At 73.0% G+C, this 15036-nt stretch carries 13 protein-coding genes and 1 pseudogene; 4 read left to right on the top strand and 10 right to left on the bottom strand.

What is annotated here, in order from left to right; all coding sequences use genetic code 11:
- The first annotated feature begins 34 nt into the window (after positions 1 to 34).
- Together LJ657_RS06760 and LJ657_RS06755 are read left to right on the top strand one after the other, a co-directional pair.
- A complete protein-coding gene (locus tag LJ657_RS06760) occupies positions 35 to 457 on the top strand; it encodes a hypothetical protein (RefSeq protein ID WP_232647349.1) in 423 nt (140 codons plus the stop codon).
- Between the two features lie 104 nt (positions 458 to 561).
- Entirely contained in the window at positions 562 to 1293 is a 732-nt protein-coding gene (locus LJ657_RS06755; RefSeq protein ID WP_372487818.1) for a SigE family RNA polymerase sigma factor, read from the top strand.
- Here LJ657_RS06755 and LJ657_RS06750 read toward each other — a convergent pair.
- From LJ657_RS06750 to LJ657_RS06730, 5 genes are all read right to left on the bottom strand, one after another.
- Positions 1191 to 2870 (bottom strand): SWIM zinc finger family protein, encoded by a 1680-nt coding sequence (locus LJ657_RS06750; protein WP_232647347.1) that lies wholly within the window; start codon positions 2868 to 2870, stop codon positions 1191 to 1193. The genes LJ657_RS06755 and LJ657_RS06750 overlap by 103 nt on opposite strands.
- A 1178-nt stretch (positions 2871 to 4048) precedes the next feature.
- The gene (locus LJ657_RS06745) at positions 4049 to 6886 is read right to left on the bottom strand and encodes an SCO1167/SCO6262 family helicase (RefSeq protein WP_232647345.1); all 2838 of its coding nucleotides are present in this window, start codon (positions 6884 to 6886) and stop codon (positions 4049 to 4051) included.
- Between the two features lie 101 nt (positions 6887 to 6987).
- On the bottom strand, positions 6988 to 7569 hold the full coding sequence (locus LJ657_RS06740; protein WP_232647344.1) for a sugar kinase: 582 nt from the start codon (positions 7567 to 7569) through the stop codon (positions 6988 to 6990).
- Entirely contained in the window at positions 7566 to 8714 is a 1149-nt protein-coding gene (locus LJ657_RS06735; RefSeq protein ID WP_232647429.1) for an ROK family glucokinase, read from the bottom strand. The genes LJ657_RS06740 and LJ657_RS06735 overlap by 4 nt, the downstream gene beginning before the upstream one ends.
- A 216-nt stretch (positions 8715 to 8930) precedes the next feature.
- Positions 8931 to 9668, bottom strand: a complete 738-nt coding sequence (locus tag LJ657_RS06730) for a GntR family transcriptional regulator (RefSeq protein WP_232647427.1) — start codon at positions 9666 to 9668, stop codon at positions 8931 to 8933.
- Between the two features lie 129 nt (positions 9669 to 9797).
- On the opposite strand from LJ657_RS06730, the gene LJ657_RS06725 reads away from it, so the two are divergent.
- Positions 9798 to 10820 (top strand): Gfo/Idh/MocA family protein, encoded by a 1023-nt coding sequence (locus LJ657_RS06725; RefSeq protein ID WP_232647343.1) that lies wholly within the window; start codon positions 9798 to 9800, stop codon positions 10818 to 10820.
- On the opposite strand, the gene LJ657_RS06720 is transcribed toward LJ657_RS06725, so the two are convergent.
- From LJ657_RS06720 to LJ657_RS06705, 4 genes and pseudogenes are all read right to left on the bottom strand, one after another.
- Complete coding sequence (locus LJ657_RS06720) at positions 10813 to 11313, bottom strand: hypothetical protein (protein WP_232647341.1); 501 nt, start codon at positions 11311 to 11313, stop codon at positions 10813 to 10815. The genes LJ657_RS06725 and LJ657_RS06720 overlap by 8 nt on opposite strands.
- A gap of 34 nt (positions 11314 to 11347) precedes the next feature.
- Positions 11348 to 11689 (bottom strand): annotated as a pseudogene (locus LJ657_RS06715) (cytochrome P450); the annotation flags it as partial.
- Between the two features lie 488 nt (positions 11690 to 12177).
- The gene (locus tag LJ657_RS06710) at positions 12178 to 12840 is read right to left on the bottom strand and encodes a response regulator transcription factor (protein WP_232647339.1); all 663 of its coding nucleotides are present in this window, start codon (positions 12838 to 12840) and stop codon (positions 12178 to 12180) included.
- 47 nt (positions 12841 to 12887) lie between these two features.
- A complete protein-coding gene (locus LJ657_RS06705; RefSeq protein ID WP_232647337.1) occupies positions 12888 to 14135 on the bottom strand; it encodes a sensor histidine kinase in 1248 nt (415 codons plus the stop codon).
- A 179-nt stretch (positions 14136 to 14314) separates the two neighbouring features.
- Between LJ657_RS06705 and LJ657_RS06700 the strand changes: the two genes are divergently transcribed.
- Complete coding sequence (locus LJ657_RS06700) at positions 14315 to 14515, top strand: hypothetical protein (protein ID WP_232647336.1); 201 nt, start codon at positions 14315 to 14317, stop codon at positions 14513 to 14515.
- A gap of 58 nt (positions 14516 to 14573) precedes the next feature.
- Here LJ657_RS06700 and LJ657_RS06695 read toward each other — a convergent pair whose 3' ends face one another.
- Positions 14574 to 14969, bottom strand: a complete 396-nt coding sequence (locus LJ657_RS06695; RefSeq protein WP_232647335.1) for a ribonuclease domain-containing protein — start codon at positions 14967 to 14969, stop codon at positions 14574 to 14576.
- Between the last annotated feature and the right edge of the window lie 67 nt (positions 14970 to 15036).

The raw sequence follows: 15036 nt of genomic DNA, 5'->3' as shown, positions 1-15036 counted from the left end.
GTGCAGTGCGGCGCCGGTGAGAAGGAGTACGGAAATGACCTCCACGGTACGTAACGGGTTCACGTTCGCCGCGATCACTCTTGCCCTGGCCGGCGGCCTTGCCGTGGCCGGCCCCGCACACGCCGGTGCGCCCGGCACACCGCCCACGGCCGCCCGGACCGTGACTCCGGCGCCGGTGTCCGACCACACCTCGGCCGCCGCCGGCGTCAGGAAGATCCGTGTCAAGGGCGCGCAGGTGGCCCTGCGGGAGTGCCCGCGCACGAGTTGCCGGGCCGTCACACGGGTGTCCCGTACGAGCCTGCGGGCGTCCTGCCAGACCAACCGGCACACGACCAAGGTCTCGGGCAACAGGTGGTGGACGAAGGTCACCCTGCTGTCGGGCAGCGACCCGGCCTGGGTGAGCAACCGCTACGTACGCGGAGCGGCACCCAAGGTGCCCCACCTGCCCGGCTGCTGACGGTCGGCCGCCCACGCCCACCCGTCGACCACCCGCGCCGCTGACCGGCGCCCGGCCCCACACGCGCCGACCTCTCATGCCAGCGCAGAAAAGGAGTCCCCCGTATGAACACCCGCAGGCGTCACGCCACGATGCCGGAATTCGAGGAGTACGTCCGTGCGCGGCATGATGCTCTGCTGCGCAGCGCCCGCCGTCTGGTCCACGACCCGCTCGACGCCCAGGATCTGCTCCAGACGGCCCTCGTACGCACCTACCGCCGGTGGGACCGCATAGCGGACAAGCGGCTCGCAGACGCGTATCTGCGACGTGTCATGATCAACACTCGCACGGAGTGGTGGCGGGCCCGGAAAATCCAAGAGCTCCCCTCCGCGCAGCTGCCCGACACGAGCGTCGAGGACTGCACCGAACAGCACGCCGACCGCGCGCTGCTCATGGAGGTCATCAGGACGCTGCCCCATCAGCAGCGCGCTGTCGTCGTGCTGCGCCACTGGGAACAGATGTCCACGCAAGAGACAGCTGCCGCCCTCGGCATGGCGCCCGGCACGGTCAAGAGCACACTGCACCGGGCGCTCACCCAGCTCCGCCACGAGCTGCAGAGCCGTGACCGCAACACTGCATCGGCATCGGCCACCGGTCGGAGGACGGAGCCGATGGGGCCTCCCGCGAGTTCGCGGGACAGCCACAGCGCGCCGAGGATGTCCGACTCGACGGCGGCAGAGGGACGGCGCACCGCTCACAGGCCGCTCGGTGTGCCCAGGCCCGTGAGGGCGCCCACCGGGTCGAGGTCCGGGGTGCCGCGGGGCCACCAGTCGTCGTGGCCCGGCTCCGACTCGTAGGCGTACCACAGGCCGTCCCGACCGAGGCGGAGCTGGACGTGGCCGCGGGGGTGGGTGAGGTGGTTGCGCGAGGGTCTGAAGGCGGGGAGGTCGGCTGCGAGGAGGAGGGGGCGGGCGCGGTCGAAGCGTCCCGCCGGCGGGTCCCAGGGTTCCTCGAGGACGGCGAGGCCTTCGAGGCCGCCCTGGCGCCAGGCAGCGACCGCTCTGGCCAGCTCGGCGGGGGTGCGGCCGGCGGCGGAGGCGAGCGAGGCGTAGAGCGCGCGGGTGCCGGCGGTGAGGCCGGAGCCGGGGCGGGCGGCGGCGAGCCGGACCGCGTCCTGCCACAGCGTCAGCTCCGCCACCGGGTCGCGGCCGGTGCTGAGGAGGGCGTGGGCGCGGGCGGCGGCGTCGGTCGCAAGCTGGTCCAGGGCGAAAGGGTCGGGGCCGCCCGGGGCCGCCGGGTAGACCGGGGGCTGCTCGGGGTGCGGCGGGACGGGCAACGGGGCCGGGAGCGGCGGGAGTTGGCGGGGCAGAAGGGCTTCGGTCGCGCGCACGCCGGGAAGGGGGGCTGGTTCCCGCTCCTGGGCGGCGCGGGCTGCTCGGGCGGCGCTCAGGCGGGAGAGGGCGTCGAGCAGCTCGCGTTCCCCTCGGCCGCGCAGCAGGAGCAGCACGAAGGGGTCGGCGTCGAGCAGGCGTGCCGTCTGATAGCAGAGGGCGGCGGCGTGTTTGCAGGGGTGGCCGTAGTCGGGGCAACTGCACCGCGGGTCCAGGTCGCGCGGCCCCGGCAGCAACGGCACTCCGCAGTCGGCGAGGGCCTGGGGCAACTCCTTGTCCAGCAGTGCCGCGATGTGCCCGGGCCGCTCGGCGGCGGCTTCCAGGAACCGCGCCCAGTCGGCGTCGTCCAGCGTGCGCAGCCGCACCTGCACGCGGTACGAGCGCGGGCGGCTGCCCTGCACATACGCGAGCACGAGTCCGGGCGTCACCGTGATGGCATCCACGTTGCCCTGCTCGGCGTAACTCCGGCCGCGTGCCAGCCGCTTGGCGTCCAGTGCCCCCTCTTCCAACGCCGTGACCCAGGCATTGCCCCACCACGTCTCCGCGAAGCGGGCGTCGGCGGCGGAAGCCGACGAGGCAGGAGAACGGGAGGGGCGGGGCGGGAATGCGGGGAAGGTACGGCGCAGTTCGCTGTCGCGGGCGGGGGCGGCCATGGAGTGGGGGCGGTGGGCGGTGGGGGCGGTCGGGGAGTCGCCGGTTACGGGGGGCCGGGCGGTGCCGCCGGTACTGGCGGTGCTTCCGGTACTGCCGGTGCCGGCGGTACTGCCGGTACTGCCGGTACTGCCGATACTGCCGGTACTGCCGATGCCGCCGATGCCGCCGATGCCGCCGATGCCGCCGATGCCGCCGATGCCGCCGGTGCCGCCGGTGCCGCCGGTGCCGGGACGGTAGGGCTCCGCGAGTCGTCCGGTTGCCGCCGGGCCTTCATCGGACGTGGGCGCGGGCGTGGCCCTCGACGAAGACGTCCGGGAATCCGGACTGCCCTCATGTGCGGGATCGTCGTCCTCCGGGGTCTCGCCCGACCCGGCCGCCGAGGCAGGCATACGGAAGGCGTCGGCGAGCAACTCCCCGAGATCCCGCGCCTGAACGCCGGCAGCCCGGCGGGAGACCCCGCCACGACTCCCGTCCGCCGCCCTTCTCGGCCGACGCCGGGCCTCGGCTCCGGCACGCTCGGCATCCTCCCGAGCCTGCCGCGACTCCGCCCGCGCGGCACGCAACGCCTCACGCGCGACATCAGCGGGGCGCCCACCGGCAGGGGCGGCTTCGCGGCTCCGAGGTCCCACACCGGGCCCCGACCTCGCGCCTCTCCCGTCCGGCGGCACACCGGGCGGATCGGAACTCGGCGCGCCATCGCCCAAGTCCGACGATGCGGGCTTCGGCACCTCATCGGCCCCGGGCCGAGGCGACCTCCTCACCACATCAGCCGCAGGCCGAACAGACCCCAGCTCCTCGACGGCACCCGCCCGGACAGGCCCCGGCACCTCATCATCCCGAGGCTGGGCGGACGTCGGTGCGTCACTCGCCTGGTCCGGCAGGGCAGGGCTCGGTGCGTCACTCCCCCGACCCGACAAGCCAGAACCCGGCGCGTCACTCCCCCGACCCGACAAGCCAGGGCTCGCTGCACCACTCCCCCCGCCCGACAGACCAGAACCCGGCACACCACTCCCCCGACCCGACAAGCCAGGACCCGGCGCGTCGCCGGGGCGATCCGTGTCCGCTGTCGCACCGGCGGGACCGCCTGACGTGCCTGCGGGCGATGCACCGTCCCCCGCATGGTCCGGCACAGGAGCGGGGGCCACTGCGGCCGTACCGCGGCCCGCGGCGCTCCCGGAGATCGCGGCCCGGGCAGCCCCCTCCGCATTCGCTTCCCCGCCGGACGCCACGCCCGGCACGCCCCCGCCCGGGCCGCCCGACTCAGAGGTTCCGGCGTCCGCGGCCAGGCCTGTGCCGCTCGCTTCGCGCTTCGCCGAGATCGCCCGGCGGAGTGCCGCGCGCGCGGCGTCTGCGGGCCGGGCCCGGTCGGGATCGGGCGTCTCGGAGGCCTGTCCCTGCTCGGGTCGCGGATGCCCCTTCCGCGTCGGCTCGTCCTCCGCACCGCTCTCCTCGGCCGGATTCTCGTCCGCGGCCCTCCCACGTCCCGGTACGCCGCCCCCGCGGGTCTCGGTGCCGTGCTCCCGCGCCTCCCGCAGCGCTCGGCGGGCCTCGTCCGCCGGGCCCGGGGTCATGTCGGCCTCCGAAGGGTGACCAGGTCGGTGAGTTCGCGGTCGGTCAGTTCGGTGAGGGCCGACTCGCCGGAGCCGAGGATCGCGTCGGCCAACGCCCGCTTGGCCTCCAGCATTTCGGCGATTCGGTCCTCGACCGTGCCCTCGGTGATCAGGCGGTGGACCTGGACCGGCTGGGTCTGGCCGATACGGTAGGCGCGGTCGGTGGCCTGTTCCTCGACCGCCGGGTTCCACCAGCGGTCGAAGTGGATGACGTGGCCCGCGCGGGTGAGGTTCAGGCCGGTGCCGGCCGCCTTCAGCGACAGCACCAGGACCGGGGTCGCGCCGCTCTGGAAGCGGTCCACCATGCGTTCGCGCTCCGGGACCGGGGTACCGCCGTGCAGCAGGTCCACCGGAACCGCCCGGGAGACCAGGTGCGCGGTGATCAGGCGGGCCATCCCCACGTATTGGGTGAAGACGAGCGCCGAGCCGTCCTCCGCCAGCAGCGTGTCCAACAGCTCGTCCAGAAGGGCGAGTTTGCCGGAACGCGCGAGAAGCCGCTCGCCCTGGGGGGCCTCCTCCTTGAGATACAGCGCGGGGTGGTCGCAGATCTGCTTCAGCGCACCGAGCAGCTTGAGCACCAGGCCCCGGCGTGCGATGCCGTCCGAGGTCTCGATGGCCAGCATGGACTCCCGCACCACCGCCTCGTAGAGGGCCGCCTGTTCGCGGGTGAGCGGCACCGGGTGGTCCGTCTCCGTCTTGGGCGGCAGCTCGGGAACGATGCCGGGGTCGGACTTCTTGCGGCGCAGGAGGAAGGGACGGACCAGACGGGCCAGGCGGGTCACGGCCTCCTCGTCCTCGCCGTTCTCCACGGCGCGCGCGTGCCGGGCGCGGAAGGACTTCAGGGGACCGAGGAGTCCGGGTGTCGTCCAGTCGAGCAGGGCCCAGAGTTCGGAGAGGTTGTTCTCCACGGGGGTCCCGGTGAGGGCCACGCGCGCCGGGGACGGAATCGTGCGCAGCGCCTTCGCCGTCGCCGAGTACGGGTTCTTGACGTGCTGTGCCTCGTCCGCGACGACCATGCCCCACCGCTGCTCGGCGAGCCGCGGTGCCGTCGTCCGCATCGTGCCGTAGGTGGTGAGGACGAAACCGTCGGTCAGGTCGTCCAGGGTGCGGTCGGGGCCGTGGAAACGGCGGACGGGAACGCCGGGCGCGAACCGGGTGATCTCCCGCTGCCAGTTGCCGAGCAGGGAGGCCGGGCAGACGACCAGGGTCGGCTCGCGGCGGGCGCGCTTGAGGTGCAGCGCGATGAGCGTGATCGTCTTGCCGAGCCCCATGTCGTCGGCGAGGCAGCCGCCCAGGCCGAGGGAGGTCATGAGGTCCAGCCAGGCCAGGCCCCGGAGCTGGTAGTCCCGGAGGGTGGCGTGCAGGTCCGAGGGCGGTTCGGCGGGGCGCACCCCGGCCGTCAGGCGGTCACGCAGGGCCGCGAGGGCGCCGACCGGTACCGCCTCGACCGTCTCCCCGTCCACCTCCGCGCTGCCGCTGAGCGCGACGGAGAGCGCGTCCACCGGGTCGAGCAGGCCCAGTTCGCGCTTGCGAGCCTTGCGGACCAGGGCGGGGTCGACCAGGACCCAGCGGTCCCGCAGCCGCACCACCGGGCGGTGGGCCTCGGCGAGGGCGTCCATCTCGGCCTCGCTGAGCGGGTCGCCGCCGAGCGCCAACTGCCAGCGGAACTGGAGGAGTTCGTCGCTCTCGAAGAAGCCCGTGCCGTCGGTCGCGGAGCCCGGCGCGGGCCGGACCACCGCGGCCGCGCTCAGGTCCTGGGCCAGATCCCGGGGCCAGTGCACGGCGACCCCGGCGGCCGCGAGCCGGGTCGCCGCCACTCCGAGCAGGTCGCCCAGCTCCTCGTCGTACAGCGCCAGGACGTCGGGCACGTCCTGCTCGGCGAGCCGGTCCAGGGGCGGCCAGATCCGGGCCGCACGCCGCACGGCGAGGGCCGCGTCCACGCGTGCGCGGGGGCCGAACGCCGCGTCCGCCTCCCCCGCCCACAGGGCCGCCGCGTCGGCGATCAGCGTGGGGTCGGCGAGGCTGTGCACCTGGACGATCGCGGCGCCCGCGGTGCGCACCCCCTCGTCCCGGTCGAACAGCTCGTACGCCGACAGGTCGAGGCGGAGCGAGATGCGCACGCCCGCGTCCATGCCGGCGGCGACCTCGGCGGCCCAGTCCTGGGCTTCGGGCAGGCGCTGCGGGCGGCGGTCGGCGAAGGGCCTGCCGGAGGCGTGCGGTGCGGCGGGGGTGCGCGGGAGGGTGTCGGCGACCGCGTCCAGGAAGGAGCGCATCAGCGCCTCCGGCTCGGGCAGCCGCAGCGGGCCCGGGCCGGGCAGCGGGACCGCATGGCCCTCGTACGGCAGGGCCGCGGCGACCGACCGGATGTGCGCGATGTCGTCCGGGTCCAGGGGGCCGGCCCGCCATGCGTCGTGACCGGTGGCCGTCAGGCCGGGCAGCAGCCGTCCGCGGGCGATGAGCCGCAGGGCGTGCAGTGCGGCCGCGCCCCAGCAGACGGTGGCGGGGTGGGCGGCCGGGTCGCGCCGGGCGCGGACGAGGTGGGGCAGTGCCGAGCCGACCGGGAGGGAGAGCGCGGGGGCGGTCCTGCGCCGGACTCCCGCGCCGTGCCGTCGTACGACGGTGAGCTCGGTGTCCCCGGCGGTCAGGGCGCCGCCCTCCGGGTCCCAGAAGGCGATCCGGCCGTCCCGCGGCAGCGGCGCGGGCAGGAAGACGGCCGCGAGCCGGACGGGCACGGACTCCCCCGCGACCGGCTCCCCCTCGGCCGCTCGCCCGGCCACCGCAGCCGTGTCGCCCATACGACCTGTCACCTCCCGCCCCGTGTGTCGGATCAGACGTCTTCGACTCTACGGGCGGGGTCTGACAATCGGCTCCGGCGGCCGCGCCGAAGCCCGCCGCGTCACGGAACCGTCCGGGAGACGACGTAGAAGAACGGGTTGTTCCTGTTCCCCAGGCTCATCATGACGTACTGGGTGGGCTTGGGTGCCTTCTGCTCGTGGACCAGGCCGTACCAGGGGCCCGGGCTGGTGAAGTCCCAGCCGGTGATCTTCTGGTCGCGGGCGCTGATGGTGATGTCGCCCCGCTTCAGATCGGCGCGGGTGACGCCCATGTCGTGGAGGAAGACGTCGAGGTTGCGCAGCGGGGTCTGGAACTGGACGTAGAGACGGCTGGTCTTCCAGTTGTTCGTCTCGTAGCTGGCGACCTTGCCCGACGGGTGCGGCATCGGCACCTGGTAGAGGCGGCGCTGCACCTGCGACGGCCAGCCCTTGGTCAGGCCGGTCGCCGCGTACTTGGCCTCCTTGTCCTTGCCGCTGTCGCGGCTCTGGTTGGCGGAGATCACCAGATAGCCGGCCGGGACGCCGATGAGCAGCACGATGATGAGCAGGGTGAGCGCCCTGCGGCGGATCTTGTGACGGCGGTCCTCGGCCGGCCGGCGCGGCTCGTCCGGGGGCAGGACCTGACGCGGCAGCGAGGCGGTCATGCGCTGTCCCTGGCGGAGCGGCGGGTCTCCAGGTACCGCTCGTAGCGCTCGTGCCGCTCGACCCTGCGTCGATTGGCGCGGCGGAAGCGGCGGGCCACCAGGCGGGCGAGGTCGGCGGCGCCGACCATACCGGCCTCGGGGCCGAGCTGGGCGCGCGCGATACGGGCCTCCGGGCGGTAGCCGCGGCCCGTGAGCTGGCGCTTGAAGGCGTCCCGTGCGGGGCCGATCAGCAGGTCGTCGGCGGCCGAGACGCCGCCGCCGATCACGAAGCAGGACGGGTCCAGGGCCGCCGCCAGGTTCGCGATGCCGACGCCGAGCCACTGCCCGATGTCCTGCAGCAGCTCGATGCACATCGCGTCGCCGTCCCGGGCCAGCTCGGTGATCATCGGGCCGGTGATGTCGGCGATGTTGCCCTTGACGTGCTCGATGATCCCGTACGCCACCGGGGAGTCGGCGGCGGCCAGCTCCTTGGCCTCCCGGACCAGCGCGTTGCCGGAGCTGTACTGCTCCCAGCAGCCCCGGTTGCCGCACGGGCAGCGATGACCGCCGGGGACCACCTGCATGTGCCCGAACTCACCCGCGACACCGTACTTGCCGCGCTTGACCTGGCCGTCCTCCAGGATGGCGCCGCCGATGCCGGTGCCGAGCGTGATCATGACGAGGTGGTCCTCGCCGCGGCCGGCGCCGAAGCGCCACTCGGCCCAGGCGGCGGAGTTCGCGTCGTTGTCGACCAGGACGGGCACGGCGAGCCGGCCCGCGAGGCGGTCCCGGAGGGGCTCGTTGCGCCACGACAGGTGCGGGGCGAACAGGATGCGGTTGCGGTCGGCGTCGACCCAGCCGGCCGCGCCGATGCCCACCGCGTGCACGTCGTGCCGGTCGGAGAGGTCCAGGACCAGCTCGACGATGGTGTCCTCGACGACCTTGGGGCTCTTGGACTTGTCCGGGGTCTCCGCGCGGAGCTTCTCCAGGATGTTGCCGTCGGCGTCGACGACGCCCGCCATCACTTTTGTGCCGCCGATGTCGATGCCGACCGTCGGCACACGGGGTGCGGTCAGGTGCGAGCGGCGCTCCCTCGTGCCGACCGTGCGGAGCGCGGGGGCACGGCGGGAGCCTATGGGGGCGGTGAAGTTGCCGTAGGTGCTCATCAAGGCCCGATTGTGCCTCAACGTGACTCTGGGTGCTGTGCGGGGGAGCAAAGGCGGTGCGCGATGGGTGCCGGGTGCGGGTTGTTCGTGGCTGGTCGCGCCCACGCGGCGGAGCCGCATATCGACACAGCCCCGCGCCCCTCGACGGCGCGCTTCCGCACAGACCGTTTTCTTTGTCCTGACATTGCGACCAACCGATCTCCGCCCATGTCGCCTTCAGGACCGTACGAGCAGCTGGAACTCGAAGGAGTAGCGCGTCGGCCGGTACGTGTGCGTGCCGTACTCCACCGCCCTGCCCGTGTCGTCGAAAGTCACGCGTTGCATGGTGAGCAGCGGGGCGCCCTCGGTTTCGGCGAGGCGGTCGGCCTCGGCGGTCGTGGCACCGCGGGCGCCGATCGTCTGGCGGGCGCTGTGCAGGGTGATCCCGGCGGCGCGCATCATGCGGTACAGGCCGGTGACCTCCAGCTGCGCGGTGTCCAGGTCGAGCAGGCCCGGCGGGATGAAGTTGCACAGGTAGGCCATCGGCTCCCCGTGCGCCAGCCGAAGGCGCTCCACCCGGTGGACGTCGCTGCCCTCGGCCACGTTGAGGGCGGCGGCGACCTCGGCGGTCGCCGGGACGACCGTGTTGACCAGCACCCTGGTCGCGGGGCGCTGGCCGGCCGCCTCCAGGTCGTCGTAGAGGCTGGAGAGCTCCAGGGGGCGCTTGACCTGGCTGTGCACGACCTGCGTGCCCACGCCGCGGCGACGCACCAGGAGGCCCTTCTCCACGAGCGACTGGATGGCCTGGCGGACGGTGGGCCGGGACAGTCCGAGCCGTGCGGCCAGCTCGATCTCGTTGCCCAGCAGGCTGCCGGGGGTGAGTGCTCCGTGCTCGATCGCCGCTTCGAGCTGCTGGGACAGCTGGAAGTACAACGGCACCGGAGAACTCCGGTCCACTCTGAGCTCGAGCGACAGGGTCGGGTCCACTTCAGGTTTCGGCACGGGCCGAGCGTAGCTCCACGAGTTGTTGACGGGAAGTTGTGTAGTTCGATTGTCCGGACATATGCATTGACAGCGTACGCACTGAACCCTCACTTTGTTTCCATGCGCATCGGGGTCATCGGTACGGGCCGCATCGGCACCATCCATGCGAACACGCTCAGCCGCAACCGCGAGGTCGGGTCACTGATCCTCACGGATGTGGATCCGGCGCGGGCCCAGGAGCTCGCGCTCCGCCTCGGAGAGACGGCGGCGCCGGGAGTGGACGAGATCTTCAAGTGGGGCGTGGACGCCGTGGTGATCACGACGGCGACGTCGGCCCACGCCGAACTGATCGGTCGGGCAGCACGCTCGGGGCTCCCGGTGTTCTGCGAGAAGCCCATAGCGCTCGACCTGCCCGGCACCCTGCACGCCATCAGCGAGGTCGAGGCGGCCGGGACGGTTCTGCAGATGGGGTTCCAGCGCCGCTTCGACACGGGCTACACGGGCGCGCGCGACGCGGTGTCCGCGGGCCGACTCGGGCGGCTGCACACCGTACGGGCGGTGACGTCCGACCAGGTTCCTCCCGCGCCCGGATGGCTGCGGCTGTCCGGCGGCCTGTACCGGGACGCACTGATCCACGACTTCGACGCGCTGCGCTGGGTGACGGGGCACGAGGTCGTCGAGGTGTACGCGGCCGGGTCCGACGCGGGGCCGCCGATGTTCCGGGAGGCGGGTGACGTGGACACGGGTGCCGCGCTGCTCACGCTCGACGACGGCACCCTCGCCACGGCCACGGCCACCCGGCTGAACGGCGCCGGCTACGACGTCCGCATGGAACTGGCCGGGGAGCTCGACCAGATCGTCGTCGGCCTGGACGACCGAACACCGATCGCCTCCACCGAGCCGACCGGGCCGCCGGCCGCGGACAAGCCGTGGTCCGGCTTCCTGGAGCGCTTCGGGCCCGCCTACGAGGCCGAACTGGGCGCGTTCGTCGAGGTCGTCCTCGGGCAGCGGGCCAATCCGTGCGACGGTCGCGAGGCGCTGCAGGCGCTGCGGATCGCCGAGGCCTGCGAGGTCTCCCGGCGGGAGCGCAGACAGGTGGCGCTCGCGGAGATTCCGGGCCGGGCCGAGTCCGCGTTCAGGTGAGCAGGCGTATCGCCGGTGCCGTGGTGTCCGCGGCCATCAGTGACTCGCAATGGGTGCAGCGCAGCTCGTACGGCCGGACCAGGTTGCTCTGGATACTGTCGGTGCCGGACTCCTTGGTCTTCGGGCAGCAGTACCCGAGGTGCAACCGCACCCAGGGGTGGCTGGTGGGCGCCTGAGCCGGCCTGCCGTCCTTCGCATCCTCGAAGGGCGCCCACCAGAAGTCGACCAGGGCACGCAGCACCAGCCGCTCCTTGCCAGAGGTGGTGTCGTACGCGGCGATCCGGCCCGCGGTGCGGTGGCGCCGGAAGCCGCTGCGGCTGCCCGAGCACAGGGCCCGCTCCGCGCCGCGCTCGTAGACCGTGGTGCGGCCGGTCCGCTCGCAGATGAAGCAGTCCACGCTGAACTCGAACTGTGAACGCCAGTGCAGATTGTGGAAGTCGTCGCCGCCGAGCTGTCCGGTCAGCTCGGCGGTGATCTCCGCTGTGCGCAGCATGCAGGCCCCCTGAGTACTTCTGGATCAGGGTGTTCTACCAGCGCACCGGCAGGCTGCGCACCCCGCGCATCAGCATGCCGGGTAGCCGGTCGCCGGGCGGGCCGTCGAGGGCCAGGCCGGGGGCCCGCTCGAGCAGCGTACGTATCGCCGTGCGGGCTTCGAGGCGGGCCAGGGGGGCGCCGAGGCAGTAGTGGATGCCGTGGCCGAAGGCCAGGTGGCCGCGGGTGTCGCGGCGGATGTCGAAGCGGTCGGGGGCGGGATAGCGCAGTCCGTCGCGGTCGGCGGCGGTGAGGCCGACCATCACGAAGTCGCCCTTCTCGATCCGGGTGCCGCCGATCTCCAGGGGCTCGGCGGCGAACCGGAACGTGGCGTTCTCCGGCCGTGGTCGCGTCGGCCTGGGTGGAGTCACCGCGTGGCAGAACTGTGATGAGTCACGTCGAGATGGCGGACAAGCTGCTGATCAAGCCAACGGGGTGGGCCAGGCCGACGCCGACGTCCGGCAGACAACTCGGGCGAACGGCAGGCTGCAACGAGCCGCCAATTACCTTGTGGGTCATGCCGGAACGTCGGCGCCGAGCCTGGCAGCAGCCCAACCCGGGCCGCAGCTCGACTATCACAATTACCTTCTTCATGGCCCCGCGTCCCGCCCCGTCCCCCGCCCGGTTCTCCCCGGTGCATCGACAACGCGCGGCGGGCCGCGTCAGTGCCCGTGCGCCGGACGGATCCTGCGCGTTCGCGCGAGGTCCGCAGCGGTTCGGCCGTGCCCTGAAGGGGCGCGCGGCTGTCAGGATCTGCGACTGCGCCGCGGGGCGCGACAAGCCATGGCGACGCCGCAGACGATCGACCTGCCCATCCCGCGGAGCGCTATTCCTCCAGAAGGCCCGCGTCGTACGCCAACAGGGCGATCTGCACACGGTTGTTGAGGTCGAGTTTGGCCAGGATGCGGGAGACATGGGTCTTCACGGTGGGGACGCTCATGAAGAGCGTGGTGGCGATCTCGGCGTTGGACAGGCCGCGGCCGACCGCGACGGCGACCTCGCGCTCGCGGTCGTTGAGGGTGTCGATGCGCACGCGCGCGTGCCTGCGCCGGGTGTCGGCGCCGGAGCCCACGGCGTGCTCCATCAACTGCCGTGTGACGGTGGGCGACAGCACGGGGTCGCCGACCGCGACCCGGCGCACGGCGTCGACGATCTCGGCGGGCGGGGTGTCCTTCAGGACGAATCCGGCAGCACCCGCGCGCAGGGCGCGCAGCACCTGTTCGTCGGCGTGGAAGGTGGTGAGGACCACGACCTGCGGGGCGTCCTTGCGGTCCCGTAGCCGCTCGGTGGCCGTGAGACCGTCCACCGACGGCATCCGGATGTCCATGAGGACCACGTCGGGGCGGGTGCGGTCGACGAGCTCCTCGACCTCGGCGCCGTCGGCGGCCTCACCGACGATCTCGATGTCCTCGGCGCCGCCCATCATCAGGGACAGCCCGGCCCGCACCAGGGGGTCGTCGTCGACGAGGAGCAGTCTGATCGCAGTCATGGGCCTTACGTAATCACGGCGGGCGGGGCCGCCGCGCCCGGGTCGCCTCATCCCCAGGGCAGCCACGCCCGCACCCGGAACCCGCCGTCCGGCTCCGCCCCGTGCTCGAGCCGGCCGCCGGTCAGGGTGGCCCGTTCCGTCAGCCCGATCAGCCCCTGCCCGGAGCCGGGGACGGCGGGCACGTCGCCCTCGGGGGCGGGATTTCGTACGTCGACGACAAGGCCCTCGCCAGGGGTGCCCGTGACGGAGACCGTGACCTCCGTGCCGGGGGCGTGCTTGCGAGCGTTGGTCAGGGCCTCCTGGGCGATGCGGTACGCGGTGCGGCCGACGGAGGAGGGGACGGCGGCGGGGTCCGACACACGACTCGCGAGGGTGACCTTCATGCCGGCCTCGCGGCACTCGGCGACCAGCCCGTCCAGGGCCGCGAGCGTCGGCTGGGGGCGGCCCGCGTCGTCGGGCTCGCCCGCGCGCAGGACGCCGATGATCTCCCGCAGGTCCTGGAGGGCCTCGTGCGCGCTCTCGCGGATGACCCCGGCCGCCCGCGCGACCTCCTCCTGGGGTGCGCCGGGCCGGAACTCCAGGGCGCCGGCGTGCACGCTCAGCAGGGTCAGCCGGTGCGCGAGAACGTCGTGCATCTCGCGGGCGATGGCCTCGCGGGCGAGCCGCTGCGCCTGCTCGGCGCGCAGCTGCGCCTCCGTCTCGGCACGCCGGGCGCGGTCGCGCAGGCTCACCATGAGCTGGCGCTTGGACCGTACGAACATGCCCCAGCCGATGACGGTGAGGGTGAGCAGTTCGGCGAACGCGACCGCCCCCGCGAACTGCAGGTCGGGGTCCGGGCGCAGCCAGAAGAACGGCGGGATCAGCGCGATGGAGACGCCGCCGATCCAGGCGACGTACCGGAAGGGCCGGTGCACGGCGAGGGTGAAGATGACGACCATGCCGGCGCCGCCCGCCGTGTTCGACAGGAGGCCGACGGGGATCATCGCGACGGCGAGTCCGAGCGGCCAGCGGCGGCGCGCCCATACCGCGGCGCAGGCCAGCGCGCCGAGCAGCTGGTCGACGACGGCGAGGGCGTGCGGGGTATGCGTGTCGTGGTGCAGGGTGTCCGCGGCCGCCAGACCGATGGCCACGGCGAGCAGGAAGCAGGTGAAGTCGACGACCCAGTCCCGCACGGTGCGCCTGGGCCGCCCGGACCGCCCGGCGTCGGGGTCGATCTCGTGGAGCAGGGCCGACGGAAACAGCCATCTGCGGCCGATGGTCCCCGCGGCGGCCGGCGCGGGCTTGTCATCCCTCACGGTCGACAAATCTACGCAGTCGGGCCCGCCGCCACCCCTCCATGCGGAGGATCCCCGACCAAAGTCGCACCACTGGAGACTTTCGGCGCGCCCGCCCCGCCGGACGGGGAACTTCCGTCAGACACGGCTCGCCCCGCGGCCGATGTTCCGTGGGGGGTCCGCGGGGCGAGGGTCATGGCATGAAGCAGCTGCTGGAGTTACTCGGATTCTTCGCCCTGGTGCAGGGCGTGCTGGGCCTGGTGGACGAGTTCACCCACTGGCATGCGGGCCTCGTGCAGCGGCTCGGCTTCCTCGACGGCTACGGGGTCTACGCGAGCGTCGCCCTGGTGGTGCTGGCGATCGCGCTGTTCGCCGCCGCGGAGAGCCGGAAGTCCGGATGAGCGCGGACCGGACTTCCGGCGCACCGTTCTTTCGGACTGACCGAGCGGGGGAAGTCGCTCAGCAGCCGAAGTCGATCAGGTCGAACGTGGCGTAGTGGTCCGAGGTGTAGTAGTCCTCCTGGGACTGCTCGCCGGTCACGATGCGACGGGCTCCGCGCGTCGGCGCGCCCGGCGTGATGACCGTGTACTCGTGGTAGTACCCGGACGACTGGCTGGGCAGGACGCCTTCGCGGTTCGTGAAGACGACGCCGTCCTGCGAGTACGGGTACGGCCCGCCCTGCGCGATCAGGTCGAGGGTGTCGTGCGCCTGGGAGGGCAGGGAGTTGTAGCAGATGCTGCCGACGGAGTCGGCGGCTGCGTCCGCGGTGGTGGCGGTGACGGTGCCGCCCACGAGAAGGGCGGACAGAAGAACGGCTGCGGCGCCGAAGCGAGTGGCGCGTGTGGGGGAAGTCATGCCTCATGATGACGCGCGTAGACAGTGGCATGTCAACGTCAAATCCGCAGATTTTCCCGTCAAGTCC

Source organism: Streptomyces guryensis (assembly GCF_021261325.1).
Classification (GTDB): Bacteria; Actinomycetota; Actinomycetes; order Streptomycetales; family Streptomycetaceae; genus Streptomyces; species Streptomyces guryensis.
This window is presented reverse-complemented; position numbering and strand designations above follow the sequence as displayed.

Excerpts from the sequence above, each read along its gene's own strand:
- LJ657_RS06700 (WP_232647336.1), top strand. The coding sequence starts at position 14,315 with ATGAAGCAGCTGCTGGAGTTACTCGGATTCTTCGCCCTGGTGCAGGGC.
- LJ657_RS06720 (WP_232647341.1), bottom strand. The coding sequence starts at position 11,313 with ATGCTGCGCACAGCGGAGATCACCGCCGAGCTGACCGGACAGCTCGGC.
- LJ657_RS06750 (WP_232647347.1), bottom strand. The coding sequence starts at position 2,870 with ATGCCTGCCTCGGCGGCCGGGTCGGGCGAGACCCCGGAGGACGACGAT.
- LJ657_RS06760 (WP_232647349.1), top strand. The coding sequence starts at position 35 with ATGACCTCCACGGTACGTAACGGGTTCACGTTCGCCGCGATCACTCTT.
- LJ657_RS06725 (WP_232647343.1), top strand. The coding sequence starts at position 9,798 with ATGCGCATCGGGGTCATCGGTACGGGCCGCATCGGCACCATCCATGCG.
- LJ657_RS06745 (WP_232647345.1), bottom strand. The coding sequence starts at position 6,886 with ATGGGCGACACGGCTGCGGTGGCCGGGCGAGCGGCCGAGGGGGAGCCG.
- LJ657_RS06735 (WP_232647429.1), bottom strand. The coding sequence starts at position 8,714 with ATGAGCACCTACGGCAACTTCACCGCCCCCATAGGCTCCCGCCGTGCC.
- LJ657_RS06740 (WP_232647344.1), bottom strand. The coding sequence starts at position 7,569 with ATGACCGCCTCGCTGCCGCGTCAGGTCCTGCCCCCGGACGAGCCGCGC.
- LJ657_RS06755 (WP_372487818.1), top strand. The coding sequence starts at position 562 with ATGAACACCCGCAGGCGTCACGCCACGATGCCGGAATTCGAGGAGTAC.
- LJ657_RS06695 (WP_232647335.1), bottom strand. The coding sequence starts at position 14,969 with ATGACTTCCCCCACACGCGCCACTCGCTTCGGCGCCGCAGCCGTTCTT.
- LJ657_RS06710 (WP_232647339.1), bottom strand. The coding sequence starts at position 12,840 with ATGACTGCGATCAGACTGCTCCTCGTCGACGACGACCCCCTGGTGCGG.